This window comes from Paraflavitalea sp. CAU 1676, assembly GCF_029223285.1.
Taxonomy (GTDB): domain Bacteria; phylum Bacteroidota; class Bacteroidia; order Chitinophagales; family Chitinophagaceae; genus Paraflavitalea.
Genome location: NZ_JARHUJ010000008.1, coordinates 292,573 through 317,682, shown reverse-complemented (window position 1 = coordinate 317,682; position 25,110 = coordinate 292,573). Strand labels below are relative to the sequence as shown.

The following is a 25,110-nucleotide window of genomic DNA, read 5'->3' as shown; positions in this document are numbered from 1 at the left end:
TCAACCTTTAACTGCAGGCCGGCGGATATTTGCAGGCTGCTATCCGGTCAAGCTATGGTTGTATTATTGCTGTGTGTTTACGCACAGGCTAATTCCCAATCCATTTCAACAGGTCTTCGATCATTTGTTGCTTGTGACTGATGACCTCTTCATTTCCATTGGTAATGCGGTGCTCATTGAAGAAATGATCTGTGGGATACACTTTATACGTGAGGTTGTGCTTGTCCAGGCGCATAAATTCAAGCGGTACATAATCGAGCCCATAAATGGGAGAGTTCTTGTCATCACTGCCCACAGCCATAAAGATCGGAATGGTTAGACTCCTTAGCGACTCGAGTGCGGGCCGGGAACCGTAGCTCCCCCAGCGCAAATAGGTATGCCCATCCCATTCTTTGTCCGCAGCCCGGGGATGCTGGTATATATCTGCAAAAACGGCCATAAGCGAATCAACCCTTCGCTGGGCTTCCTGGTGGGTAATATCCCCTTTGGCAGCTAAGATCCTTTGCGCAGTGATCCAGTCATAGAACTGGTTTAATCCGGAGCCAACTATACTAGCACAGTGTGTGATCTTTTTATTGATAACAGCCAGCCTCGGTACTACCTGTCCCCCTTCCGAATAGCCATATGCGATGATCTTTTGTTTATTGACCGGTATTCTCTTGTATAAATAGTCTATCACTGCTGAAGCTGCCTCAGTGCGCCATTCCAGGCCTGCTTTTGCGTTATATTCTGCAGATGGTTTCAATGTTGCTGCCACCAGTTCCATATCAAGTTGGTCGCTTTCAATAGCTACGGTATCACAAAACTGAACGCCTGGCTTACTGATCAGTACAATATGAAACTTATTTGCCAACCGGAGCAGATCAAAGTCGAGCGTATTGACGATCTGCATATGTTTCTTCATCTTTACCAACGTGGCCAGCGGGAAATGCCCTGATCCATCCAATGCAATGAGCAATGGTTTGGTAGAATCTATACCTGCCGCAGACACGTAAAAGTGTATTGAACCCAGCCGCTTGCTCTCAATGGTAAAGGCCTTCAGCCCGTAATCGGCCGGCTGGGTGGGCTGCGTAAATCCTGCACCTGCAATCAACAGCAGGCAGGCAAGTATATGTATTCGCATGGGGATTATTTCCTGGGAAGTATAGCAACAGTGAGCCGGCTTATGCAAACCAGTTTCTCTCTTTCGTCTACGATGCGGATATCCCACACATGGGTAGTGGCTCCAATATGGATCGGAGAAGCCGTTCCTGTCACAAAACCCGCTCGTACGCTCCTGATATGATTGGCGTTGATCTCCAGCCCTACACAAATGAATTTAGACTGATCGATCACCAGGGCAGATGCTACACTGCCGAGCGTTTCGGCCAATACACAGGATGCTCCGCCATGCAGCAATCCATAGGGCTGATGCGTACGATGATCTACCGGCATGCGCCCTTTGAGAAAGTCGGGTCCCAGTTCGGTAAACTCGATGCCGATCTGCTCGGCAATGGTACTATTACCCAGTGGTTGCAGATCCTGCGGCTGTATGTTTTGCTGAAACCAGATCATCCGATTATTTCTTCTTTAATTGGAGGGAGCGGGCGACTACGTCGGGCAGGAACTTCATCACATCTCCGCCATTCTTCAATACGTCACGAACGAGCGTAGACGCTACTGAAGTGTATTGCGGCAGGCAGGTGAGGAAAACTGTTTCTATATCATGATCGAGGCTGCGGTTCATGTCCGCAATGGCCTTTTCGTACTCGAAGTCGTTCACATAGCGGATGCCCCGTACGATAAAGTTGGCGCCTACGTTCTGGCAACAAGTCACCGTCAGTCCTTCGTACAATACGGCGCTTACTTTGGAATTATCCTTATATATTTCCTGTATCCAGCCGATCCTTTGTTCATCGGTGAACATCGGGGTTTTATTGATGTTACGTCCGATACCGATCACCAGTTTGTCGAACAAAGGCAAGGCCCGGTCGATGATATCGAGGTGGCCAATCGTAATAGGATCAAATGTTCCGGGAAATAAGGCAATACGTTGCATAAATTGGTTTTAAGGAACAAGGTCTGACAGATCGGAGCTATTGCACCCGCCTCTAATTCATACTACCTCTCCCTCCGGAAAGCAGGTACAGCGCCGCCATCCGTACGGCCACACCGTTCTCCACTTGCTGCAGTATCAGTGATTGCTTACTGTCGGCCGCATCGCTATCCAGTTCCACGCCCCTGTTGATGGGTCCGGGGTGCATGATAACAACTTCTTTATTCAGGCTATCCAGTAAACGTTTATTGATACCGTAGGCAAGGCTGTATTCGCGCAGGGAAGAGAAGAGTACCTGGTTTTGCCGCTCGAGCTGGATACGCAACACGTTGGCCACGTCGCACCATTCCAGCGCTTTGCGCAGGTTGTATTCAACCCTGATATCGAATGCCTCCTGTATATACTTCGGTATTAGCGTGGGCGGACCTGCTACCATCACCTCTGCGCCCATTTTCTTAAGCAGGTAAATATTGCTCATGGCCACGCGAGAGTGCATGATATCGCCGATGATGGCCACTTTAAGTCCTTCCAGCCGGCCCAGTCTTTCGCGCATGGAAAATGCATCCAGCAGTCCCTGTGTGGGGTGCTCGTTGATGCCGTCGCCTGCATTGATAATGGCTGCCGGGATGTGCTTGGCCAGGAAGTGAGGGGCACCGCTGGCACTGTGCCGCATCACCACCATATCTACCTTCATAGATAAGATGTTGTTGACGGTGTCCAGTAAGGTTTCGCCCTTCGAAACCGATGAACCGCTGGCTGTAAAGTTGATGGTGTCTGCACTAAGGCGCTTCTCCGCCAGTTCAAATGATATGCGGGTGCGGGTAGAATTCTCGTAGAATAAATTAACGATGGTTACATCCCGCAGAGAGGGTACTTTTTTGATGGGTCTCTGCAATACTTCTTTGAATTCCGTAGCAGTATCTAAGATAAGCTGGATGTCCTGCCGGGTAAGATCCCTGATGCCGAGCAAATGTTTAACTGAAAGTTGCATGTCGGGCAGCAAAATTAGGGCAAAAAATATTATGGTGCAAAATAAGGTATCTCACAGGATACTAACATATTACAACAGCACTACCTCTTCTTTCCCATCCTTTTCCTTCCAGAATACCTTCACTTTCTGCGAAACGATGGAATCGATCGATTTACCAACATAATCGGCCTGGATGGGCAATTGGCGGCTGAAACGGCGGTCAATCAGCACACAAAGCTCCACCTTGGCAGGCCTGCCAAAATCGAGCAGGGCATCGAGGGCAGCCCGTATAGTGCGGCCTGTCCACAATACATCATCGATGATCACCACGTTCTTGTTCTCTATGCTAAAGGGAATATCTGTATGATTGGGCGCGTGCAGGGAAGTGCGCACATCGTCGCGATAAAAGGTAATGTCCAGTTTTCCATATTTTACCACATCGGCTGGCACCAGTTCGCGTATCTCCCGCACGATCTGGTCCGATACAAAGATGCCCCGGGGCTGAATGCCGATCAATACCGTATTTTCAAGGTTTACGTGGTTCTCCAGTATTTGATGGCCCAGACGCTTGATGGTAATTGCCAGTTGCTGCTCGTTCAAAACCGTTTTCATGTAAAAAGTATTAGTCTCTTCAAAGCCACCACTCAAAAACCGGAGGTCCCTTTAAAAAGAAAAATTTCCATAAAAGTAAGAAACCACTGCCAATGACAGTGGTTTTCATATAAAGAATATGTTCGTGGTAAATAACTGCTTTCAGTGAAAGGTTCCCAGCGTATAGGCGAGGCCTATCTGCCAAACGCTGTTGCGCACGGTACCCGGATAGTCCGAAACGTCGGTCATGCCGAGGTTCCACCGCAGGTCCACACCAGCCCGTTGCGTAATCCGGTAACCAGCGCCCCACACCCAGGAAAAATCGAACGGACGGTATGATCCGTTTACATTGGTTAAATGAGCGTTGTCTTTCCTTTGGGCATTGATCAGGAAACCGAACTGCGGCCCTGTTTCTGCGTACAGCCCCATCCTGGATTGATATCGGGCCAATAACGGCACATTGAGGTAGTTGAGCCGTTCTCTGGTAACAGGTCCTTCATGATCGTTACAGGCGCCCTGACGGGAATACTGTATTTCCGGCTGCAGGCTGAATGCATCGAACAAGGGTACATTGGCAAACCCTGCAGCATAAAAACTAAGCTTCGCATCATAGGCGTGTACATCCGGACCAACCAATCCGGCCACCGTAAACCCGCTCCTGATTCCCACCTTCACCTGGGCCTGGCCTGCAAGGAACGAAAAGGCACAAACGACCAACAATAAGTATTTATGCAGGAACTGTTTTTCCATATCAGTGGTATTCATTCCCTTGTTTGTCAGCGGCACTTTCGGCGGCCCTAATAACGACACAACAGGTGAATTATTACTTACAGGACACAAAAAAAGCCGGTCATGCTGCATGACCGGCTCTACAAAAAAACAACACACTATTTTTCTCCCAATACGTAGAATACACCCACCTGGATCACGCTGTTCTTAACCTTAGCACCTTCTACCTGTTCGCCCTTGGCGATATTGCTCAGGCCCAGGTTGAACCTTGCATTTACGCCGATATTCGAGGGCAGCAAATAGCCAACGCCAAAGGCCCAGGAGACATCCAGTGTTTTCATGTGCTCCTTGATGTTCTGCTTGCCTTCGTCTGATTTGGCTTTTGCGCTCACCAGGAATCCGAACTGCGGGCCGGTTTCCCCATAAAAACCGCTGGTTGTATTGTATTGTGCCAGAAGCGGAATATTGATGTAAGTGAGCTTGGTCTTGGATTCGAACGTAATGCCCTCATAAGATGATTTCTCTTTTGCTCCCTGTGAAGACAATACCAGCTCAGGCTGCACACTGATCGCATCCGTTACGGCTATCTTCGCAAAGCCGCCCAGGTGAATACCCAGTTTCATCTTATTGTCTTCAATATCACCTGAAAAGTTTGCCAGGTTCAATCCTGCTTTCGCGCCATACCTGATCTGCTGTGCAGTGCCTGCCAATGAAAGGGCGGAGAGTGCCAGGATCATACAATACTTCTTCATAAAATCTTTTGTTGATTGGTTAATGATGCGGCAAAGCTGCGCTAAAACAAGCCGGCAGAAAATAACATGACAATGTGGTTTACATCGATTACTGCCAGCCAGGAACTCCCCTTTTCCGCTCAACAATTAAAAAAGCGGGTATGGATTGTATATATTAAAGGATGAATCAGCCATCACCACCCGGATAGAATGTGTAACATGTTCTGCTTACACAATTGTTTTATCATGTCTTGATTAAATTTTTACAACTATTCACACAATAAAAACCAAGTAATTTCTTTTTTATATGCGATAACGAGTACGAAGTACTTAATCCGATTTCTTATTTAATCAAAAACCACAAAAATGAAGAAGGTTTTATTCGCAGCTTTTTTGACAGTAGCAGCTCAAGGTGTATTTGCGCAGGTAAACAAAGGACAATGGTTAGTTGGTGGTAATGCCGGCTTTGAATCATCTAAACAAGGTGAGGCTAAAAGCACCGATATCACATTCAGCCCTAAGGCAGGATATTTCTTCGCCAGCAAATTTGCCGGTGGTCTGAGAGTGGATATTGAAAGCTCTAAACCCAAAGGTGGTGATGCCAGCAGCATGGTATTGGTAGCTCCCTTCCTGCGCTACTACTTCCTGCCAGCAGCAGAAAAACTGAACATCTTCGCTGATGCCAGCTATGGCTTTGGTTCTATCAAACAAGACGAAAGCAATGGCGTTAATCAATTTGCCATCTCTGCCGGCCCTGCCGTGTTCCTGACTCCTAACACAGCACTCGAATTTGCCCTGCAATACCGCTCATTGGGTGGTGATGCCATCGGTGATGACCGCAGAGGTACTTTCGGTGTAAACATTGGCTTCCAGATCCACCTGGGTGGCGGTTCCAAATAATCGAATCACATATCTGCCATGAAAAAAAGCAGGCTGTCGGTTACGATAGCCTGCTTTTTCTTTTCGTTCCTGCTCCATCTGCTATGCCTGCTGAACCGCCAGTCGCATGGCCGCCCGCATCTTCAAAAAAGCCTTGCGCTCTTTCAGGAACCAATACACCCAATAAGCCGCCAAAGCCGGGAAGGCAATAAAGGAAAACATGTGATAGGCGAATGCCTCTTCAAACTCAAGATGAATGAGGTGCATGCAGGCCCTCGTCAACCCACAGGCGAAGCATTCCACATCAAAGATCACTTTAGAAAGACATACGGATTCTCCCTGATCGAAGAAATCGGCCGGCAATATCAACAACACGATCGGTGTAATGACGAGAAAAGCCAGCTTGGCAATAGTAAAATAGTATCGGAAACGTTGCATGGGATTGGGGGATAAAAGGCCCCGGTTCATTACCGGAGCCCTTGTTCAAAAATTATAAGGTAGTAGCATACGTACCATCCTTAGGCTGCAGATCGCCGGTGATGATGCGGATGAAATCGATCAGCGCCCAGATGCCGCAACCACCGAGGGTCAGCAACTGAACAATACCTTGCCAGGTGTAACCCAGGTAGAACCTGTGGATACCCAGACCACCCAGGAAGCCGCAAAGCAGCAGGGCGATCAATTGAGATTTTTCACCGCTGGCAGGTGCCGCATTCATTTTAGATGCGATCTTCTTGCCAAACAGTTTAAGACCAACCTTCTCTTTAAAGGTCAGCTTGCCACCTTTCAATTCGGTAGCAATTGTTTTCAGTTCTTTGGTAGAAACGTTGCCATCGGCAGCAGCTTCTTTCCAGGCCAGCGCAGCTCTTTCCACGTTGGGGTTTACAGCAGCTTTTTCGGCAGGCTTCTCGCTGGCAGGAATAGCGGAAGTGAAAAGCACAACGGAACATGCCGCAATCGCCAGCATTGCAAAGGGTTTAAAGAATTTCATGAACATGATGATTAGGTTATCGCTTACTCTTTAGGATTTTCAGCATTCTCCGCCTGACTTTTTTTGGATTTCGGCGTCATTCCAATACAGTATATCCAGGCTAAAGTAAAGCCTGTAAATGGCTGCCAATTCGCAACATGTTCGTATTGACACTTAGCCTCCACGAACTGACAAAAACAGGGTGCTAAACGGCAGCCAACAACAATACAATGCACCTGCGCTCACGGGTGAGCGCATAGGACCTTAATCAATACTGGAAAAAACCATGACTGTTAACCGGCTACTGAGGGGGATGAAATAGCCTGTAGATGCACCGTAAGGTGATCAGTCCGGGTTTAGGTTATTGCCGGAGGGTGTTGGCAATAATTTGTTAAAAGTATACAAGTTTCGATAACCACAAAAAAATTGGGCATCACCCAAACGGGTGATTTTTCGGGATGCAGGGACATGAAGCGACGACTTCCTTACCCGAGCGAGACTCTATGGGAACTCAGCGAACCGACGCGATTTGTCACCACGAAAAAAGCTGCACCATTACAGTGCAGCTTTCTCAACTAGCTGAATTCGTATCTGAACCGACGAATTACGCTTCCGACATGAACGGATAACGATAATCAGTGGGCGGATTGAATGTTTCCTTGATCGTGCGGGCACTTAACCAGCGGTACAGGTTGAGGATAGAACCAGCCTTATCGTTGGTGCCGGATGCACGGGCACCGCCAAATGGCTGCTGACCCACTACCGCCCCTGTGGGCTTATCGTTGATGTAGAAGTTACCGGCCGCATTACGCAGCTTGTTGGTAGCCAGTTCTACAGCCGCCCTGTCTTGCGCAAGGATAGACCCTGTAAGCGCATAAGGAGACGTGGTATTCACCAATTCCAGGGTTTCTTCAAACTTATCGGCATCGTATACATAAACCGTCAGCACTGGTCCGAAGATCTCTTCGCACATGGTCACATATTTGGGGTTTTTGGCTTCGATGACAGTTGGCTGTACGAAATAACCTTTGCTCTTATCGCATTCACCACCCACCCAAATTGCTGCATCCTTGGAACTCTTTGCATTAGCGATGTATGAACTGATCTTATCAAAGCTCTTTTCATCGATCACCGCATTGACGAAATTGGTGAAATCTTCCACGGTACCCATCTTAAAGCTCTTCACACCGTCGATCAGTTTCTTCTTTACCTCTTCAGCAATATTAGAAGGGATATAGGCGCGGGAAGCAGCAGAACATTTCTGTCCCTGGAACTCGAAAGCACCACGCAGCAGGGCTGTTACCACCGCATCGGGCAGGGCACTCTTATGCGCCACTACAAAGTCTTTACCGCCTGTTTCGCCCACGATACGGGGATAAGAGCGGTAGTTAGACATGTTCTTACCAATGGTCTCCCACATGTTGTTGAATACACCGGTAGAGCCAGTAAAGTGTACGCCGGCGAACTCGCGGTGCGTGAAGCAAACTTTACCCAGGGAAGGTCCATCCACATAGATCAGGTTGATGACACCATCGGGCAAACCGGCTTCTTTCATGATGCGCATGAACATCTGTGCAGAGTATACCTGCGTATTAGCGGGTTTCCACACCACTACATTACCGCACATAGCGGCCGATGTAGGCAGGTTACCACCGATCGCGGTGAAGTTGAAAGGCGTTACGGCCAGCACAAAGCCTTCGAGCGGACGGAACTCCAGCCTGTTGTGGATGCCGGGGCCGCTGATGGGTTGTTGCTTATAGATCTCGCTCAGGAAGTGCACATTGAACTTGAGGAAGTCGATGATCTCACAGGCACTGTCGATCTCGGCCTGGTATGCATTCTTACTTTGCCCCAGCATAGTAGTGCCGTTCATGTAAGGACGGTACCTGGTGGCGATGAGGTCGGCCGCTTTGAGGAAGATGTTTGCACGGTTCTCCCAGCTCATGGCTGCCCAGCTATCTTTTGCCGCCAGAGCAGCTTCGATAGCTTCGTTAATATGTTGTTCTTCTCCGTGGTGAAAATAGCCGAGTGTATGCGCTATTTCATGAGGAGGATGAATAGCTACTTTTTTGCCGGTGCGCACTTCCTTACCACCAATATACATGGGTATATCGGCTTCCTGGCCCTTCAATTCGGCCAGCACTTCTTTCAATCTTTTCTTTTCAGCCGAACCTGGTGCGTAGTTAAGCACCGGCTCGTTTACTGGAATTGGATACGAAAAATAACCTAAGCTCATATTCTATGTAGTTTACTTGTAATTAATAGCCGATATCAGGAAGCGGTCGCCCGATTGGATAAACCAAAGCTCGCCATTACCGATCATCGCTCCCTGGTCGCGGCGAAATATTTGCTGCAGGTTCTGCTCGCGCAGCGCCTTCTTTACCTGTTCATTGAAGATGACATCGTATCGGGCCAGCAACTGCTGTTTATCCTTCAGTTTGGGATTGCTCATTGGATACCGTAATACATTGGCAACGCTATCCTTGTCGCCGTTATCAACCCATTTGCGCAGTTGCACCAGGAACAGTTTAAACCCTTTCGGATCGGAAAAACCGGCAGTTGCCCAGCTAGGGTCGTTTTCGTCAGTATATGCACTGTCATCGGCGAGCTCGTCGACTGGTGCAGCAACCGGAGCTGCAGTGCTATCACCGGCAACGGCCGGCGCTGACTGCGTTGAATCATTTGACAATGCACCAGGATCTTTCGCTCCCTGCTCACCACAGGCTACTAATCCAACCAATATCCATAGCAACAACAAACGCATCATGCTTTCCGTTTTTATTTCAGGAACAGGTATACGGTTAGCGCACCAGGGGGGGTGTGCTATCACAGGCAAGGTTAATCGGTATGTACAGCCCGGTTTTACACCTGGGCTTCTTTTTCCATCATCAGGTAAGCCTTGATGAATCCATCCAACTCACCATCCATCACCGGCTGCACGTTACCTACTTCAAATTCGGTACGGTGATCCTTGATCATCTTATAGGGATGAAATACGTAACTGCGTATCTGGCTTCCCCACTCGATCTTCTTCTTGTTGGCGTTGGCGGCATTCTTCAGGGCCTCACGCTTGCGCATCTCCTCTTCGTACAAACGGCTCTTCAACATTTGCAGGGCCATCTCGCGGTTCTCACCCTGAGTACGTGCTTTCTGGCACTCCACGATGATCCCGCTGGGTATATGCTTCAAACGAACGGCGGTTTCCACCTTGTTCACGTTCTGTCCGCCCTTACCACCGCTTCGGTAGAATTCCCATTCGAGATCGGCCGGATTTACCGCTACTTCAATGCTGTCGTCCACCAGGGGATACACATATACTGAGGCAAAAGAGGTATGACGCCGGGCGTTGCTGTCGAAGGGAGATATCCGAACCAGCCTGTGTACGCCGCTTTCGGCTTTCAGGAAGCCATAAGCAAACGGACCATCGAACTGGAGGGTAGCGCTTTTAACGCCTGCTCCATCCCCATCCTGCCAATCGAGTTCGGTAACCGACCAGCCCTGCTTTTCGCCATACATGCGGTACATACGTGCCAGCATTTCGGCCCAGTCCTGACTTTCGGTACCTCCTGCCCCGCTGTTGATCTGCAACACGGCGGGCAGTTCGTCTTCGGGTTGGTTGAGGGTGCTCTTGAATTCGGCTTCTTCGAGCTGGAGCAAGGAACGGTCGTAAGATTCGCGGGTTTCGTCTTCAGATGCTTCTCCGGCTTTCCAGAAGTCGAACAATACGGCAAAATCCTCCACAGATGCTTCAGACTGCTCATACAGTTTCACCCAGTACTCGTTCAGCTTGATGTTCTTGAGAATTTCGGTAGCACGCTTGTTGTCGTCCCAAAATCCGGGGGATAAGGATAGTTGTTTATCCTGGTTTATCTTGTCACGTCTGTTATCGACGTCAAAGAAACCTCCTCAGGACCACTACACGGTCCCTCATAGCCTTGATTGATTCTTGTGTCATAAGGGCGCAAAGATAAGGATTAGTTCCTTTGACCGCCAGTTGCCGGCCCTGGCCTAATAATTATGGTTAAGCATTGATTAATAGGCGATAAAATCTGCCAGACAATTTTATTTTTGCGGGGGCGAACCGATGGTAACAGTTGCCGGACCAACGGCCATTATTTCGCAAACCATGTGTCAACCAACAGCATTCACCACCTAAATGGTTTAAATATGAAATATGTAGCTTTTTTACCTGTCTTACTGACAATCAACCTGTTCCTGACCAGCTGCGGCGATCAGGCGGCCAAAACCGATACTACTGCCGCCAAAACCGACTCGGTGCGCCTCTTTGAAGGTAGCGTTGAATATTCCGCCGATACGGCCAAACTCATTGGTTTTGTAGCCTATAATGAAGCGACCGACCAAAAACGGCCGGCCGTACTGGTGATCCCCGAATGGTGGGGCCTCAATGAATACCCTAAGGACCGCGCCCGTCAACTGGCCAACCTGGGTTATATCGCGTTCGTGGCCGATATGTATGGCAATGGCCTGGTGGTAGACAGTCCCAGCCTCGCCAATGCACAGGCTTCGCGCTTTTATACCAACCCCGCGCTTGCCGGCTCACGGTTTATGGCGGCACTCAACAAACTGAAAACCTATCCGCAGGTTGACTCCAGCAAACTGGCCGCTATCGGTTATTGCTTCGGCGGATCGATCGTACTCAATGCTGCCAAACTGGGCGCCCCGGTAAACGGGGTAGTGAGTTTTCATGGTGATCTTCGCGGTGTACCGGCCGATAAGAAACTGTTAAAAGCAAAGATCCTCGTAGCGCATGGTGCAGCAGATAGCTTTGTACCACAGGAGCAGGTAGATGCCTTCAAGAAACAAATGGACTCTATCGGCGCCGACTACACCTTCAAGGCCTACCCCGATGCAGTGCATGCGTTCACGAATCCGGGCGCAACAGCGATAGGAGAAAAGTTTGGCCTCAATATCAAATACAATGCAGCGGCCGATACAGCTTCCTGGAAAGAGATGCAGGACTTCTTCGGCAGGATCTTCAAATAGTTTATATGCATGCATAGGTAACGGCTATGGGAGCAGTACTAAAACTGTACCCATAGCCGTTATGTTTTATTTAACACCCGGTTTATTGGCTCAGGTGGTGCTTTCCACTATCTTTCGGTTACAATTACCATTTATACACCATGAACTGCACCCACAAACCATTGCTAACGCTGGCCCTCGCCCTGGGGATAGGCTTCAGCAGCCATGCACAAACAGATACCATCTCAAATGAACTCAATCTCGGCCGGCTAAGGATCGATAAAGACTTCACCCAATCGATCACCATCAAAGGAACCGATCTGGAAAAGATGCCTTTCAACAGCCTCGCCGAGGCCATCAATGTATGGAGCTACGGGTACTATACGCAACAGGCACGCCTCCGGTATGTAATAGACGGCGTGATCATGAATGATGTCAATGCCTATAGTCCCTACGACATTGAAGAAGTGACCCTCGTACAAAACGCATTGGGACAGGTAAGCGGCGCAACCAGTCAGCAGGTATTGGTGCTCATCAAAACCCGTAAAGGGGGCAACCAACCCAAAGGAATGACCATCGCCGGACAGAGCTACCTGGTCAATACCAGTTTTGAGAAAGACCAAATCGGCGAAAAGATAGAAAGCGTCAATAATTTTTCGCATTTATACCAGGTATCAGCTTACCAAAACGGCAAGCACCTCCAATTTGGAATGTCGGCCAACTATTACCGCGATGTATTTCCTGACCCCAAGTGGCGTAAGGATGCTGTCCGGATACCCGACAATACCGATCGTTTCCGCATCAATGGGTGGGCAACGGCTCAACTGGGCAACAAACACGAACTTACACTCCGTGTCAATGCCACCCCACAGGTACGCGACTATGAACTCGGGACCGCTTCGGGAAACTACCGCTATGGGTCCGATTTGCGTGTCAAGCAAACGATACTCAACCCAACCATTGGTTTGCGTTCAAAACTGAGCGACCGGCTTACCAATGAGCTCACGGTTTCATACGGATGGCAAAAGGGATCGATCCACCAGGTCTCGACGAGCATAAGTACCCCAGTCAGCAGCAGCACCAACGAGATGTATAACACCAAGAACCGCAGCCAGCAGGTATTGATCATGGACCATATCAGCTACCGCGCCCAACTTAGCCGCGACTGGTCCATAGAACCGGCGCTGAACTTCAGCTTCCGTTATCTCGACCGGGAATGGGAAACTGTGTTGCACAGGGAAACCAATGGCATGCCCACACAAATTCTCGGGAACACGATTTCGCAGGAAGGCAGGATTTACCTGGTAACCCCTTCGGTCAACCTTCGCTATCGCAACAGCTTTAACCTGCAGGGCGGCGTGCTTAAGAATATTTCAAAAACCTATGGACAAAATGTAAACGATCTCCTACCTTTTGTAAGCACGAGCATTGACCTGTTCCGCCTCGCACGGCCCGACAACCCAACCAGCCTCAAGCTCTTCGGCTCCTATGCAGAAACAGATAATACCGGAGATGCATCGCTCGACCTGGAGGCCACCAACTACAATGGTGTTCCACTCCTCGGTGCTATCCCCGTACCCGTATGGCCAGGCTCGGCGGCGGAAAACTCTTTCTGGAACTGGCAAACGGGTGCGCGGCTAAGCCTTTTCAACAACCGGCTTATTGCCAATTATATCTTTGAAAGAAGGAATTTCACTGCACCGGTATACAACAGTTCACCGGTTGGCGGAAGCACGCTTTTTCCCGACATCACTTCCAGCTCCCATTATATCGGCATCAACGCTGTAGTCACCGACAGCTGGAATTTCAGCTGGCGCACCGGCATCAACGCCACCAGCATAAAGAGTAAATCGGATGATGCACCTATGTACTCGCGCGTTTACGGTATTTATGGCGATTTCAACAGCGACAAAACTGCCTGGACCGGTGGATGGACCAACCGTATTACCGTTGGGCGATTCGTTGCAGGGGCCGATCTGTTGTATTACAGTAATCCGGACAGCAAGCAAACCCTTCTCCAGGACTATGGCAAATTGAATGGACTGGCTTTGCAGAATGCCTACGTGGGATACAATGTGCCGCTGAAGAATAAGGGCAACCTGGAACTCTTTGTTGATGCCAGGAACCTCGCACAACACCAACGTTTTAAGATGGCCGGTAACCGTAAGTACTTTGGATTGGGCGTAAAAATAAGTTTGTAAACAGAAGATCTACCCGTTATGAGGATCAGGCTACCTGGTCTTCATAACGCGGTAATGTAAAGCAGAAGGTACTTCCCTTACCGGGTTCGCTCTGTACCGAAATATCTCCCCCGTTCTTTTGGAGGAACTCCCGGCATAACTTTAATCCAAGACCGGTACCGGTTTCGCTATTGGTGCCTTTTGTGGAGTAATAGGCTTCGCTGAAGATGCGCTGCATGTTTTCGTGGCTCATGCCAATACCGGTATCCTGTACAAATACTTCCACTTGTTTCGACTTCTCGCTGGCGCCTACAAATACAGTTCCCTGTTCCGGTGTAAACTTGATCGCATTAGACAGGAGGTTGCGCAATACCAGGCTTACCATTTCACGGTCAGCAAAACAATATACCGGTTCTTCGAGGCGGCATTCGAGGTATACCCGTTTGTTCTCGGCCTGGAGTTGCAACAGTTTCAGCACATCCATCACCATCCGCTGTACATCGAGTACTTCGGGGTTCACTGTGGCATGTTTCATTTGCGACTTGGCCCATTGCAGCAAGTTTTCCATCAGGCTGGTGGTATAGTTCATCTCCGTGGCAATGGCGGGTACCATTTCGAGTATCTCCTGCGACGTGAGCTTGTATCGCTGCATATTATCGAACAGGTTGCGCATGGCATACATGGGCGTTTTGAGGTCGTGCGCTATGACAGAGAATAGTTTGTTCTTCACCTGGTTCAACTCCATCAGTTCTTTGGTCTGCTGTTCGAGCAGCGTGGCCTTTTCAGCGATCTCCTGCTTTTGCTTGCCGATCTCGAGGTTACGACGATGGAGTTCACGGCTCTTACCCAACAAGGTGAACTGGTAATCGGTATTCTCCTTTTTAATGAGGAAGAGGGTATAAAATATAAAGCCCAGGGCTGTTACATGGTGAAATACGTATAACCAGTAGTTGACGGCCGATAACCGGAAATAATAGTCGTGGGGCACTACGGTGGCAACGATATAACAAGCAGCCGACCAGCAAAAGGCAAAGATGATGCTGGTGAATTTCTGCAGAAAGAAGACCGACATCACGCCATACAGGATAAAGAAGAGCGATACGCCGGCATCTACCTTACCCAGGTATACCAGGCAGGTAACGATGGGATACACGCTGAAATACACGAGGCGGGCGGCTTCATAATACTGCTCGTAGGTAAGCCAGAGGATAATGACGCCGATAGCCAGTGGCGACACTACTACATACCAAACCAACGGAGGAAGATGATCGTTGCTGAAGATTCCGGCCAGGGTAAGTATCAGGCCGGCCACCATACTGAAAATGTTCAACTGGTTGAATATACTCAACCTGCGCTTTTCGCTTTCTTCCATGCTACTGTCAACACCAATCGACTTGATGAAGCTCCAGTACTGCCCGAGGGTTTGCCCCAGGGGGTTCACGGCGGAAGATTTCGCAGGATTGAATTTAATAAAACGTATCAGGGGGTGGCGGTTTTAGAGATATGACGAAAGATAGCTATAAAAGAGATGTAATGCAAGTCCCCGGAGGTCCTTACTGCCCAATTAACGGTTGCATGAGTGGTCACCATGCCCCTCCGTTACCTGCTCAAAATTGCAAAAACCCTATTGGAAATCAAAAATATATGTTAATTTCACGCCGTCTTCATTACCAAAAATAATCACTATGAAAAGACTTACACTTCACTTGCTTTTGTGCATGATCCTGATTAGCGCTGTAGTTCCCGGCAGTATGGCTGCCACCGTGGTACCCGTACCCGCTGCAGCTACCGCTCCTGCCTCTTCCGAGCCTGATCCCAATGCGGTTAACGCTGCTATGAAAGAGTTTAAGAGCCTTTCCCGCAGTGAAAGAAGAGCCCGCCTGAAAGATGCCAAGAAGGTGTTCAAACAGTACAAGGCCGACAAAAGAGCGGGTAAAGATGCAGAGACCGACCAGGTGCTGCTCGCTATCCTCGCTATCCTGTTGCCCCCGTTGGCTGTTTACCTGAAAGAAGGAGAGATCAACAGCAAATTCTGGATCAGCCTTATCCTGACCCTTATCTTCTGGATTCCCGGTGTTATCTATGCTTTGCTCGTAGTATTCGACGCAATCTAGTAGCCACCATCCACAGGATTAACATATTGAGCTTCTGCCCCACCATAAGCAGGAGCTCATTTTTTTTAATGCTTCCTTAATAGCTTCCCCAAGTAATTGTTAAAGCCCTTACCGTAGTGTGTAACCCCGCCCCCTGCGGCATCTATCTTCCAACAAAAACATACACTATGCAAAAGGTTTTATTATTTGTGGCCCTGGTAGCGATCATGACGGGTTGTGCGCAAAAGACAGTGCCCACTAAAGACAATACTGCCCATAGCTCCCTCACCAATACACGCTGGAAACTCACCGCTTTACCTGCTTTGCCCAGCGGATTGCCCAAGCTCCCTAAAGATGTTTTCCTTCAACTGGATACAGGCCGCATCAAAGGCTTTGGCGGATGCAATAATTATTTCGGGGGCTATACCGTGCAAGGTGATGCCATCAGCTTTAAAGGCATAGCCAGTACCAAGATGTTTTGCCAGGAGACCATGGTGGTAGAGGATAAGCTCTTCGATGCCCTTAACAACACCACGCACTACCGTATTACCGGCACCAGGCTGGAGTTGCTGAAAGACAAGGACCTGTTGGCTTCTTTTGAAGCGCTGTACCTGCAATAGGGATATGGTGAGTGCTGCCGGCCATGGAAAGTATGATGAGCGGGGCTGGTTTATCTTGAAATACAAGGTACTGGTAACCCATGCCGGTACCCACGATCGGTGAGTTGATCCAATAAGGCAAAATTGTATTTTTGGTTTATGGTTGAAGCATACAATTTCCTGGCCAGCTGGCAATTGTTTCCCGAAAAAGGAGTTTATGAGTTTGGGGATCGTCCACGCTCGGGTATCTATAAACTGGAGGCCGTAGAAAATGAACGGTTATTATCGGTGAGTATGAATTGGGTTACCATCGAGAACCAGGCCTTCGAATCGAAGTATATCCTGGTGCCCGATGGGCAGGAACACAGCTTTGAGAATCCCGAGATCGCCGATACTATCAGTGCCACTTTTATCGATGGCATCACTTTCGAAACCAGGTTCTTTAGAAACAGGCAGCCTGTATTGCATGTTACCAACGAGATCATGCCGAATGGTTATCTGAAAATAACGCAGAAGGGCAACACGCCGGCACAGCGGGAGTATACCAATGTGGAGTATTATCATAAGCAGATGAGCGTGCTCCCCTACTCTGCTTCTGTGGCCGGGGCGCTTATCAAGCCCACTGAAGAAGGCGTTATCAGGCATAAGGCACTCACGGCGATGGAAGAGCAAACCAATATGCAACTGGGGCAGATACGCAAGCAGATAGAATTGCTGGCGCTTCAGGCGCAGGAGATCCAGAAAAGGAAGGAACTGTCGATGCTGATCTATAATGCCAAGCTCAACTTTGCGCCGGTTATCGGTCAAACTTATTACCTCTACGAGAAAGCAGACGGCAGCCATTTATTGTCGTTGGTAAGCCCCCGTGAATGGGGTGGCGGCGCAGGACCCTATAAGCGATTTATAGCCGCCGTTAAGCTGCTGGCCGATCATACCTGGATGGAAGTGGTTTAAGTCGATGAATTTTTGCGGTACACGCATAAAAAAACGCCAGCCCTCGCGGGCCAGCGTTTGAAAACACCCGATCATTATTGTAGGGCCGGTGCCGGATTGGCTTTTACCGGTGTAGCTTTTGACTTATCGATGGTGGATGAATTAGCACCATTGGTTGCAGGCTTTAATTTGTCGGCCGCAGGTGCATTGCTCCCCTGCGCAGCAGGCTTTACCGATTGTATGGTGGGTAGTGCGTTGCGGTTGATGGCTGGCTGCACCTTTTCGCCGGTCGGCGGATTGCCGGTACGCGGCGTCAGGTTCAACCTATCGTCCTTCGGCGTTTGTACGCCGCCCTGTGTGGGCGGTTGCGTTGCAGGCAGCACCGCCGGCTTTACAGCTTCTGCCTTTTGATCGCTGCTCAAGGTACCGGAAGGCGCGGAGCGTTTTGCTGTTGTACGCGGAGCCAGGTTGGTATTGCGTGCGCCCGGGGCCATCGTCATTCCCTTAATGGTTCCTTTTTTCAATTGCATGCCACTGCTTTCGTCGTGGTTTTCCTGTTGTTCGGCCAGGGTAGCCCTTCTTTGTGTTTTTGGTTTTGCAGGTGCGTATTGCATGCCGGGCACGCGGTTGTTGAGGAACTGTTTGCCAACACTTTCGCCGGTATTCTTTTTCTCATCCTCCTGCGCATTGGCGATGAAGGCTTGCGCCAGAAATACCATCACCCCTATCATTACTTTATATCGATGTTTGAATGTCATATGTGTTGCTTTTAGCGGTTATTTAATGCTTACCAATACATTGATCTTTCCTACGCCGTTGGCGTTGTAGTCCTGGAGGGCTTTGCCTATTACCTGACCGATCTTTACTTTATCGGGATCGGCTTTCATGGCTACGCCGGTGATGGAGGAGGTAACGATGAGGTCGCCTCTTTTGATGGCGCCGCCTTCCATACATACTTTGGTAGGAATGACGCCTACCACACCCATGGGCACTTTACCGGCGAGGTCGCTGTCGATGTCTTCTTCTGTGAGCAAAACGCCGGGTTTGGTAGCGTATACTCCGGCCACCAGTGTAGAGTAAGCACCGGCAGATTTTTCAACTGCCCTGTCTTTGTCAGTAGCTATCACCAATACATCGCCGGGTTCGTATTGGGCAGCAGAACCAGTAACATCAAATGCTTCTGCTATATCGGCGCCACTGTTCTGCGTACCACCGTTGAAGAACCCTCTGCCTGCTTTGTTGATGCGGGCTACGTTGACAGAAGCGCTTTGGTATACAGCAATGCTACCTGATGCGCCCTGGTGGTTAACGAGCAGCGTAGATCCCGTTCCGGTTGTGGTAACGTGCACAACTGGCTGACTGTTGGCATTGTTGAAGTTGGCGAAACGGCCAGCTTTACCGGTGCCGAAGTTGGGGATGAAACCAGAGATGGCATTTCCATTGCCATCGCAGGAGGCTTCTACGCCATCGCCAGTGCCACCAGCATTGGCGGTAATGCCGTTGCCGTTGCCTTCTGTAAGGGCCAGTACGGCCGGACCGTTGCCACCGGGGTTGGACGAATAGAAGAGACCTGCATAGCCACCTGTACCAGATGACTCACCAAATATACCTGCGGTACCAAAGTTGGCGAAGATGGAATTCACTTCACCTTTTACAGCAGGAGATGTACCAGTAGTACGATCTACCTTGAAATCACCTGCGGTACCATTACCTACTGTTTTCACGGTGACGGCGGTATTGTCATTGTCTTCGTTGAAGATCTCGAACCTGCCTGCACGTCCCTCGGAGAAGGATGGCACCCAGGCATACAGGGCCGTACCAGCTCCATCGATATTGGTTTCTACTCCATTGCCATCTTTACCGGCATTGGCCGTGATAGCATTACCATTACCATCTGTGAGCGATATGAGTGAAGCGCCATTACCGGCGGGGTTGGATGCATAGAAGAGACCTGCACGACCACCGGTTCCTGATGAAATACCGAATACGCCCGCAGCCCCGAAGTTGCCGAAGATGGTATTCACCTCTGCTCTTACTGCAGCACCAACACTGTTGGTATTGTCGAGGAAGAAGGACGATGCATTGCCGAGGGTATTGTCGGGTATATTACCATTGCTGTTGGACTCTACCTGCAGGATATTGGCTTCGGTATTGGTTTGGTTGGTATTGGTAAACAGACCTGCGCGGCCGGTACTACCGTTCAATCCAACCTGTCCGAATACACCTACTCCGGTATTACTGGTGTTGGTGGCAATGAAACCACGTACGCCATAACCACCGCCATCATTGCGGCCTACTACAGCGCCTGCAATGTCGGAAGTTGTGCGACCTACTACCGCTTCACCTGCGCCAGTGTTATCGCCAATAATACCCGCCGAGGATTGCGAGCTGGCGATTCCATGCACACCAAAACCTGAACCGGTAGAACTAAATACACCGGTACCATTGCCAGTTGTCGTTACGTTGATGACTGTACCATTACCTACGGTACTGGCATTAAGTACATTGTTGTTATTGGCATTGTTAAAGATCGACAAATTGGCGGCGATACCATTGTTGGAAGTAGCCTGCAAGCCGATACCGGTATTGCTGTTGGCATATACTCCATAGCCGTTGGCGCTTGAATTGCCATATACACCAAGGCCATTGGGCGTATTACCATAAACGCCCCAACCCGAGCCATTCTGTGATCCCCATACACCTATACCCAGTCCGCCGGTACCGTTGTTGGCACCGCGTACAGCCGATGAGAAACCGCCGGGGGCTGTGGAGGTGATGACTCCGCGAATGGCCGCGATGCTGGAAGTGGTCGTATTGTTGATACCTTCCAGCGATGTACCATCGCCATTGTTGGTAATGGAGAACAATGTGTTTGCATCATTTTCTATCGTATTATAAGGCAACGTGAGTGACCCGCCGCCACCGCCGGCAGCAGGCGCCCAGTCTACGCCATTGAACTTTAATACCTGACCGTTCAAAGGCAGGGTTGGCGATACGTTGACGCCACGGATCGCAGCCACTGTGGGGTTGGGATAAGTGTCGTCGAGGTCGCCACCTGCTGGTCCTGTTGGCGGGAAAGTGATACCGGGATCGAGCTTTGCCATCGTCACTGCACCGTCGGCCAGCTTTGGTGTGGTGATGTTGGCATCGAGTACTTTGACGGTCGTTACTGATCCATCTGCCAGTTTTGCTGAAGTGATATTCGCATCCATTACTTTGGCAGTTGTCACTGCGTTGTCGGCGAGCTTTATAGTAGTAACAGAACCGTCGCCCAGCTTCGGCGTCGTTACTGATCCATCCGCCAGTTTTGCTGAGGTGATATTCGCATCCGTTACTTTGGCTGTAGTTACAGCATTGTCGGCGAGCTTCGGAGTAGTAACAGAGCCGTCGCCCAGTTTCGGCGTCGTTACTGATCCATCCGCCAGTTTTGCTGAGGTGATATTCGCATCCGTTACTTTGGCTGTAGTTACAGCATTGTCGGCGAGCTTTGGAGTAGTAACAGAGCCGTCGCCCAGCTTCGGCGTCGATACTGATCCATCTGCCAGTTTCCCTGTTGTAATATTGCCATCCAACACCTTCGCCGTGGTCACTGCATTGTTCGCGATCTTGGGCGTGGTCACCGCATTATCTGCCAGCTTCACTGTCACTACCGATCCATCCTGCAACTTGGCCATCGTTACCGATCCATCAGCCAGTTTCGCTGTAGTGACGTTGGCGTCAGCAATTTTGGCCGTCGTTACCGCATCACTGGCAATTTTACTGCTCACTACTGCGCCCGGCGCTATGGCCGGATTAGGGTAAGTACCTGTAAGATCTCCACCTGCCGGTCCGCCTGCATTGCCCGACCCTGCAAACAAGGCATAGGGTACAGAGAGTAGCTGGGAAGCTCCTACAGACGTAAATGCGGTACCGTTCTCGGGATCAATTTCTACTTGTATGAACTTGGGACCGTTGCTCCAGTCGATGCCGGCAACAGTACCACTTACATTGGTAGCGCCACCGCTTCCTATTTGTACATTGAACAGTCCCACCTGGTTGGTGGTGACCGATCTTGTTTCTGAATATACGATGCTGCCTGCAGCCGATCCGTTACGGATGTTCAAACGCAGCTTGATGGGCTTGTTGGGCAACGCGTTGCCCACAGCATTACGGGCCACCCCCTGGTAGTTCATCAGGGCCGGTGCCTGGGCCATCGAGCACAGCGCCACCAGCTGCAATACGGTGATCAGGCATAAAATTCTCTTCATAGTTGATTTGTTTTGTGGTTAGAGAGATGCAGAGTTGATTGTTTTAAGGGCGGTTGATTGTTGACCGCAACGATTCAGGTATTTGCACAAAATGATCATCGGTTGTCGATCTTGAGCACCCGGAATCCGCTATGCCTGATAACCGATTTGTTATCACTCCTTTTCCTGTCGGGCGATAAACGCGCCACTACGAAATAGGTGCCCGATGGATAGCGGGTAAGGTCGAAGTAGTGGATGCGGCAACAGTTGTTGTAATCGAACTCCCGCTTCTCCAGTACTTTACCATTGTTATCCGTTAGCTGTAACTGCATAAAGCCGGATTCCCGGATAAAGAAGTCTAGCTCGAACTTGCCCGCTGTGGGATTGGGAAATAAGCGGTATTCGCCCGGGGCGAATAAGAGTGACAGGTAGGAATTACCGATGATCTCCGTTAACGGCTGTAACAAGCCGTGCGTGAGGAGAAAGGTACTGTCGGACGGTGCCATTGTACTGATCATGGTCATTTCTCCCACGCTCCAATCGAACCGGTAATACCCATTGGGCTCATTGTAGATGCCCCCGGTCGAGTTGAAGATAAAGGGCCTGATGGTTTGCCCCCTGGAGGGAAACGCCATGATCGTCAACAGCAAAATGAACGACGCCTGGTAGATTTTGTTCATAAGCAGTCGGACTTATTTTTAGGTTAAATAATGACAATGCATAGTCATCTGCTTCATGCACGGGCATGAAACACTACGATTGTACAGGTAGGGTGTGAAAAAAGATAAAGGCTACATGCGCTACATGCAGAGGTGATCATTGCTGCTGCCCGAATCCGGTCAACAGATCACAATAGGTATCAGTAATACTACAGGCGAAGGAAGTTTTGATCTACTCATTCAGGCTCGTGCTGAATACACAGGTTGTACAGTTTACCATTTCATCAAGGTACGCGGGGCTCAATTAACAGGTATAAAAATAGAGACTTTTCCAAAATAAAAAAATTCCCTCTTTGTGGTAATTTTTCTTCAAGGTTGACCATGATGGTCAGTTATGCTGGCTTGGCTACCACGAATAGGGTATGTCGTCATGCTATAGGTGGCGAAAGCTGGCGGCAGTGAGGGGTGGCTGGGTAATGAGTGTTGGCTAAGTTGTTTGTGTTGGCCGTGTTGTGTGGCCGAACATCGTGGCTTGGCCTGGTTGTGCGGCTTGACCGGGAAATGATCGTTGGATGAATAGTGAGTAATGACCGGGCGGCAAATTCGGGAAGTCTGTCGCAAAGCGGCAGACTTCCCGGGGAGCATTAGTGCCTTCAAAGGAACCGGTTTAACTTTCTTCATAGGTAAATGGAACCACTCAAAGGACTTATTATGATGACAGGCTGCCTGTGCAGCGCTGTGAATGGCGGAAGCGAAAAAAAGAGGTGGGACACTGATGATGTCAATTCAGATGGTCCACATAATCCGTTCATGTCAGCGCTTGAAAGCACAACGGAGAGGCCCCACCAGCCTTTACAAAGAACTATCTTGATAAGGGTCCGGGCCATTGCCCGCAGCAGCACCACCTGATCTCTTTAGCTGCTAACCCTTTGGGTTATATTCGCTTACTGTAATACAAATTTGCGACAAGATTAGCCTACTCCTGTTACGGTTTCGGTAAAAGGCGCTTACGGAAGCGGGAATTTGCGGCGGAGGGGGAAGTAGCCTCGCGGGCGGGCAGCTTGTAAACGAGCCCGCGGCGCACAGGACAAGCAGGAAGATGACTTACAAGAAGAGTGGCTGGAAAGCTAACCAGCCTAAGGAAGTTTGGAAGGCCATGTAGTGTTTTACCAACGCACACAAATGAAACCGGCAGGCCTTACGCCATTGTTGACGCGGGGCCTGCCGATCCAAATAAGTATTTTACAGTTATAGCTGACTGAAGTAATTGGGATAATCGGTGATGATACCATCAACACCGAGCTTGATCAGTGCTTTCATCTCTTCCTGCGTATTCACTGTCCAGGGCACCAGCTTCATCTTTTGTTCCTTGCAGGCCTTCACCATGTCGGGTGTTACGAGTTTGTAATGCGGACTATAGATATCAGGCGTAAAACCCAGTTGCTTCAGGTTGCCTTCCAACGTGGCTTTCGCGTCGCCCGTGAGAAAACCGATCATCACACCGGGATAGTTCTTGTGCACTACCTGCAGCGGACGGACATCGAATGATTGTATGTAAAAACGATTGCCGATGTTCTTGCTCTTCACCACATCCATAACGGCCGTGATCATCTCTTCGGGGCCGGCATTATAACCGAGGCTATCGTATTGTGGACTGGTCTTAACTTCTATGTTATAGATCACGGGTGTCAGCTTACGCTCCTTAGTAAACGCTTCTACCGAATCGATGAGCTCGCCCAACAATGGCATGTACGTTTTGATCTTCTGCTGCTGCGGCCATCCGTTGTAAGGTTTGGAACCTACGTCGAACTTGCGGATGTCGGCATAGTTCATCTGGCGCCACACATACTTCTTCGCATCCGTTTTTTCGATCTCCCGACCATCGTCGTACAGCGAATGGTTCACGTTCACATAAGGATCGTGGGCGATCAATACCTGCTTGTCTTTGGTGATATAGATATCCACCTCGATGAAATTGGCGCCTACCTCGATCGCCTTGGTCATGGCCGGGATGGTATTCTCAGGCATCAGTCCGCGAGTACCGCGGTGACCTTCTTTATAGAATGCAGGAAACTGAAAGGAGCTCACAGATTTCTGGGTTGTTTTACAGGAAAACAGCGCAAATAACGCAAGAACGGATGATACAGACAGTAATGGCAGCGTATGTTTCATGGAGTATTTGGTTGAAGCCATAAATATACAATCACTGCTGTGATGCCCGCATTAATTTATTTGTTACGCCTGTAATCCCACGATGCATGTTCATCTTCATCGCGGTTAATATTGTTATCAGCAGGTTTGCTTACATCGATGACAGTACGATGCTCATCGCCGGTTTTGTGCAGAGGGCCCAGTTTGATCTCTTCCGGATCGGGCAGCACTGCTCCAGTTGCAGCTTCATCGATTTCCTGCTCCTTACCTGCATCACTACCTGCATCCGAATTGTCGAGGTATTCCTTTTCGTCCTCAGGCCGTTTTTTGTTACCCATGTCTTGGTCTTTTTCTATGTTAACAAATCTGGCACATCAATCG

24 protein-coding genes are annotated in these 25,110 nt (G+C 49.5%); 6 read left to right on the top strand and 18 right to left on the bottom strand.

Annotated elements, in window-relative coordinates; genetic code table 11:
* Positions 1–88 precede the first annotated feature (88 nt).
* From P2H89_RS26175 to P2H89_RS26145, 7 genes are all read right to left on the bottom strand, one after another.
* Positions 89–1,123 (bottom strand): acyl-CoA thioester hydrolase/BAAT C-terminal domain-containing protein, encoded by a 1,035-nt coding sequence (locus tag P2H89_RS26175; RefSeq protein ID WP_275832645.1) that lies wholly within the window; start codon positions 1,121–1,123, stop codon positions 89–91.
* Positions 1,124–1,128: 5 nt separating this feature from the next.
* Complete coding sequence (locus tag P2H89_RS26170) at positions 1,129–1,554, bottom strand: hotdog fold thioesterase (RefSeq protein WP_275832643.1); 426 nt, start codon at positions 1,552–1,554, stop codon at positions 1,129–1,131.
* 4 nt (positions 1,555–1,558) lie between these two features.
* On the bottom strand, positions 1,559–2,038 hold the full coding sequence (gene coaD / locus P2H89_RS26165) for a pantetheine-phosphate adenylyltransferase (RefSeq protein ID WP_275832642.1): 480 nt from the start codon (positions 2,036–2,038) through the stop codon (positions 1,559–1,561).
* A gap of 52 nt (positions 2,039–2,090) precedes the next feature.
* On the bottom strand, positions 2,091–3,026 hold the full coding sequence (locus P2H89_RS26160; RefSeq protein WP_275832640.1) for an aspartate carbamoyltransferase catalytic subunit: 936 nt from the start codon (positions 3,024–3,026) through the stop codon (positions 2,091–2,093).
* A gap of 69 nt (positions 3,027–3,095) precedes the next feature.
* Entirely contained in the window at positions 3,096–3,617 is a 522-nt protein-coding gene (gene pyrR / locus P2H89_RS26155) for a bifunctional pyr operon transcriptional regulator/uracil phosphoribosyltransferase PyrR (protein WP_275832638.1), read from the bottom strand.
* Positions 3,618–3,758: 141 nt separating this feature from the next.
* Positions 3,759–4,346 (bottom strand): porin family protein, encoded by a 588-nt coding sequence (locus tag P2H89_RS26150; protein ID WP_275832636.1) that lies wholly within the window; start codon positions 4,344–4,346, stop codon positions 3,759–3,761.
* Between the two features lie 137 nt (positions 4,347–4,483).
* Positions 4,484–5,077 (bottom strand): porin family protein, encoded by a 594-nt coding sequence (locus P2H89_RS26145; RefSeq protein WP_275832634.1) that lies wholly within the window; start codon positions 5,075–5,077, stop codon positions 4,484–4,486.
* Positions 5,078–5,422: 345 nt separating this feature from the next.
* On the opposite strand from P2H89_RS26145, the gene P2H89_RS26140 reads away from it, so the two are divergent.
* A complete protein-coding gene (locus tag P2H89_RS26140; protein ID WP_275832632.1) occupies positions 5,423–5,956 on the top strand; it encodes an outer membrane beta-barrel protein in 534 nt (177 codons plus the stop codon).
* Between the two features lie 81 nt (positions 5,957–6,037).
* Here P2H89_RS26140 and P2H89_RS26135 read toward each other — a convergent pair whose 3' ends face one another.
* From P2H89_RS26135 to prfB, 5 genes are all read right to left on the bottom strand, one after another.
* Entirely contained in the window at positions 6,038–6,373 is a 336-nt protein-coding gene (locus P2H89_RS26135; protein ID WP_275832629.1) for a DUF2752 domain-containing protein, read from the bottom strand.
* Positions 6,374–6,425: 52 nt separating this feature from the next.
* Positions 6,426–6,926, bottom strand: a complete 501-nt coding sequence (locus tag P2H89_RS26130; protein WP_275832628.1) for a TM2 domain-containing protein — start codon at positions 6,924–6,926, stop codon at positions 6,426–6,428.
* A gap of 583 nt (positions 6,927–7,509) precedes the next feature.
* Positions 7,510–9,141 carry an L-glutamate gamma-semialdehyde dehydrogenase gene (pruA, locus tag P2H89_RS26125; protein WP_275832626.1) on the bottom strand — a complete coding sequence of 544 codons (1,632 nt, stop codon included), beginning with the start codon at positions 9,139–9,141 and terminating at the stop codon, positions 7,510–7,512.
* A 12-nt stretch (positions 9,142–9,153) separates the two neighbouring features.
* On the bottom strand, positions 9,154–9,672 hold the full coding sequence (locus P2H89_RS26120; protein ID WP_275832623.1) for a hypothetical protein: 519 nt from the start codon (positions 9,670–9,672) through the stop codon (positions 9,154–9,156).
* A 95-nt stretch (positions 9,673–9,767) separates the two neighbouring features.
* Positions 9,768–10,860 (bottom strand): peptide chain release factor 2 gene (gene prfB / locus P2H89_RS26115; RefSeq protein ID WP_275832621.1). Its coding sequence is split into 2 segments (ribosomal slippage): positions 9,768–10,811 and positions 10,813–10,860, totalling 1,092 coding nucleotides; the frame shifts between segments, so codons are not numbered across the junction.
* A 212-nt stretch (positions 10,861–11,072) separates the two neighbouring features.
* Here prfB and P2H89_RS26110 point away from each other — a divergent pair.
* The gene (locus P2H89_RS26110) at positions 11,073–11,909 is read left to right on the top strand and encodes a dienelactone hydrolase family protein (RefSeq protein WP_275832619.1); all 837 of its coding nucleotides are present in this window, start codon (positions 11,073–11,075) and stop codon (positions 11,907–11,909) included.
* A 140-nt stretch (positions 11,910–12,049) separates the two neighbouring features.
* Complete coding sequence (locus tag P2H89_RS26105) at positions 12,050–14,089, top strand: hypothetical protein (protein ID WP_275832617.1); 2,040 nt, start codon at positions 12,050–12,052, stop codon at positions 14,087–14,089.
* A 25-nt stretch (positions 14,090–14,114) separates the two neighbouring features.
* Here P2H89_RS26105 and P2H89_RS26100 read toward each other — a convergent pair whose 3' ends face one another.
* A complete protein-coding gene (locus tag P2H89_RS26100; RefSeq protein WP_275832615.1) occupies positions 14,115–15,509 on the bottom strand; it encodes a HAMP domain-containing sensor histidine kinase in 1,395 nt (464 codons plus the stop codon).
* 244 nt (positions 15,510–15,753) lie between these two features.
* Between P2H89_RS26100 and P2H89_RS26095 the strand changes: the two genes are divergently transcribed.
* The 3 genes from P2H89_RS26095 to P2H89_RS26085 all read left to right on the top strand — a co-directional run bounded on the left by P2H89_RS26095 (position 15,754) and on the right by P2H89_RS26085 (position 17,714).
* Complete coding sequence (locus P2H89_RS26095; protein ID WP_275832613.1) at positions 15,754–16,182, top strand: YqaE/Pmp3 family membrane protein; 429 nt, start codon at positions 15,754–15,756, stop codon at positions 16,180–16,182.
* A 167-nt stretch (positions 16,183–16,349) separates the two neighbouring features.
* Positions 16,350–16,781 carry an META domain-containing protein gene (locus P2H89_RS26090; RefSeq protein WP_275832611.1) on the top strand — a complete coding sequence of 144 codons (432 nt, stop codon included), beginning with the start codon at positions 16,350–16,352 and terminating at the stop codon, positions 16,779–16,781.
* 138 nt (positions 16,782–16,919) lie between these two features.
* Positions 16,920–17,714 carry a DUF2452 domain-containing protein gene (locus P2H89_RS26085; RefSeq protein WP_275832610.1) on the top strand — a complete coding sequence of 265 codons (795 nt, stop codon included), beginning with the start codon at positions 16,920–16,922 and terminating at the stop codon, positions 17,712–17,714.
* A gap of 74 nt (positions 17,715–17,788) precedes the next feature.
* Here P2H89_RS26085 and P2H89_RS26080 read toward each other — a convergent pair whose 3' ends face one another.
* The 5 genes from P2H89_RS26080 to P2H89_RS26060 form a co-directional block, all read right to left on the bottom strand.
* A complete protein-coding gene (locus tag P2H89_RS26080; RefSeq protein WP_275832608.1) occupies positions 17,789–18,451 on the bottom strand; it encodes a hypothetical protein in 663 nt (220 codons plus the stop codon).
* An 18-nt stretch (positions 18,452–18,469) separates the two neighbouring features.
* A complete protein-coding gene (locus P2H89_RS26075; protein WP_275832606.1) occupies positions 18,470–21,940 on the bottom strand; it encodes a hypothetical protein in 3,471 nt (1,156 codons plus the stop codon).
* A gap of 95 nt (positions 21,941–22,035) precedes the next feature.
* A complete protein-coding gene (locus P2H89_RS26070) occupies positions 22,036–22,599 on the bottom strand; it encodes a T9SS type A sorting domain-containing protein (RefSeq protein ID WP_275832604.1) in 564 nt (187 codons plus the stop codon).
* Between the two features lie 1,227 nt (positions 22,600–23,826).
* A complete protein-coding gene (locus P2H89_RS26065; protein WP_275832602.1) occupies positions 23,827–24,750 on the bottom strand; it encodes a glycerophosphodiester phosphodiesterase family protein in 924 nt (307 codons plus the stop codon).
* Between the two features lie 56 nt (positions 24,751–24,806).
* A complete protein-coding gene (locus P2H89_RS26060; protein ID WP_275832601.1) occupies positions 24,807–25,067 on the bottom strand; it encodes a hypothetical protein in 261 nt (86 codons plus the stop codon).
* Between the last annotated feature and the right edge of the window lie 43 nt (positions 25,068–25,110).

Excerpts from the sequence above, each read along its gene's own strand:
- P2H89_RS26120 (WP_275832623.1), bottom strand. The coding sequence starts at position 9,672 with ATGATGCGTTTGTTGTTGCTATGGATATTGGTTGGATTAGTAGCCTGT.
- P2H89_RS26090 (WP_275832611.1), top strand. The coding sequence starts at position 16,350 with ATGCAAAAGGTTTTATTATTTGTGGCCCTGGTAGCGATCATGACGGGT.
- P2H89_RS26105 (WP_275832617.1), top strand. The coding sequence starts at position 12,050 with ATGAACTGCACCCACAAACCATTGCTAACGCTGGCCCTCGCCCTGGGG.
- P2H89_RS26110 (WP_275832619.1), top strand. The coding sequence starts at position 11,073 with ATGAAATATGTAGCTTTTTTACCTGTCTTACTGACAATCAACCTGTTC.
- pruA (WP_275832626.1), bottom strand. The coding sequence starts at position 9,141 with ATGAGCTTAGGTTATTTTTCGTATCCAATTCCAGTAAACGAGCCGGTG.
- coaD (WP_275832642.1), bottom strand. The coding sequence starts at position 2,038 with ATGCAACGTATTGCCTTATTTCCCGGAACATTTGATCCTATTACGATT.
- P2H89_RS26175 (WP_275832645.1), bottom strand. The coding sequence starts at position 1,123 with ATGCGAATACATATACTTGCCTGCCTGCTGTTGATTGCAGGTGCAGGA.
- P2H89_RS26160 (WP_275832640.1), bottom strand. The coding sequence starts at position 3,026 with ATGCAACTTTCAGTTAAACATTTGCTCGGCATCAGGGATCTTACCCGG.
- P2H89_RS26065 (WP_275832602.1), bottom strand. The coding sequence starts at position 24,750 with ATGAAACATACGCTGCCATTACTGTCTGTATCATCCGTTCTTGCGTTA.
- P2H89_RS26060 (WP_275832601.1), bottom strand. The coding sequence starts at position 25,067 with ATGGGTAACAAAAAACGGCCTGAGGACGAAAAGGAATACCTCGACAAT.
- P2H89_RS26095 (WP_275832613.1), top strand. The coding sequence starts at position 15,754 with ATGAAAAGACTTACACTTCACTTGCTTTTGTGCATGATCCTGATTAGC.
- P2H89_RS26170 (WP_275832643.1), bottom strand. The coding sequence starts at position 1,554 with ATGATCTGGTTTCAGCAAAACATACAGCCGCAGGATCTGCAACCACTG.
- P2H89_RS26075 (WP_275832606.1), bottom strand. The coding sequence starts at position 21,940 with ATGAAGAGAATTTTATGCCTGATCACCGTATTGCAGCTGGTGGCGCTG.
- pyrR (WP_275832638.1), bottom strand. The coding sequence starts at position 3,617 with ATGAAAACGGTTTTGAACGAGCAGCAACTGGCAATTACCATCAAGCGT.
- P2H89_RS26080 (WP_275832608.1), bottom strand. The coding sequence starts at position 18,451 with ATGACATTCAAACATCGATATAAAGTAATGATAGGGGTGATGGTATTT.
- P2H89_RS26140 (WP_275832632.1), top strand. The coding sequence starts at position 5,423 with ATGAAGAAGGTTTTATTCGCAGCTTTTTTGACAGTAGCAGCTCAAGGT.
- P2H89_RS26085 (WP_275832610.1), top strand. The coding sequence starts at position 16,920 with ATGGTTGAAGCATACAATTTCCTGGCCAGCTGGCAATTGTTTCCCGAA.
- P2H89_RS26145 (WP_275832634.1), bottom strand. The coding sequence starts at position 5,077 with ATGAAGAAGTATTGTATGATCCTGGCACTCTCCGCCCTTTCATTGGCA.
- P2H89_RS26135 (WP_275832629.1), bottom strand. The coding sequence starts at position 6,373 with ATGCAACGTTTCCGATACTATTTTACTATTGCCAAGCTGGCTTTTCTC.
- P2H89_RS26070 (WP_275832604.1), bottom strand. The coding sequence starts at position 22,599 with ATGAACAAAATCTACCAGGCGTCGTTCATTTTGCTGTTGACGATCATG.
- P2H89_RS26150 (WP_275832636.1), bottom strand. The coding sequence starts at position 4,346 with ATGGAAAAACAGTTCCTGCATAAATACTTATTGTTGGTCGTTTGTGCC.
- P2H89_RS26130 (WP_275832628.1), bottom strand. The coding sequence starts at position 6,926 with ATGAAATTCTTTAAACCCTTTGCAATGCTGGCGATTGCGGCATGTTCC.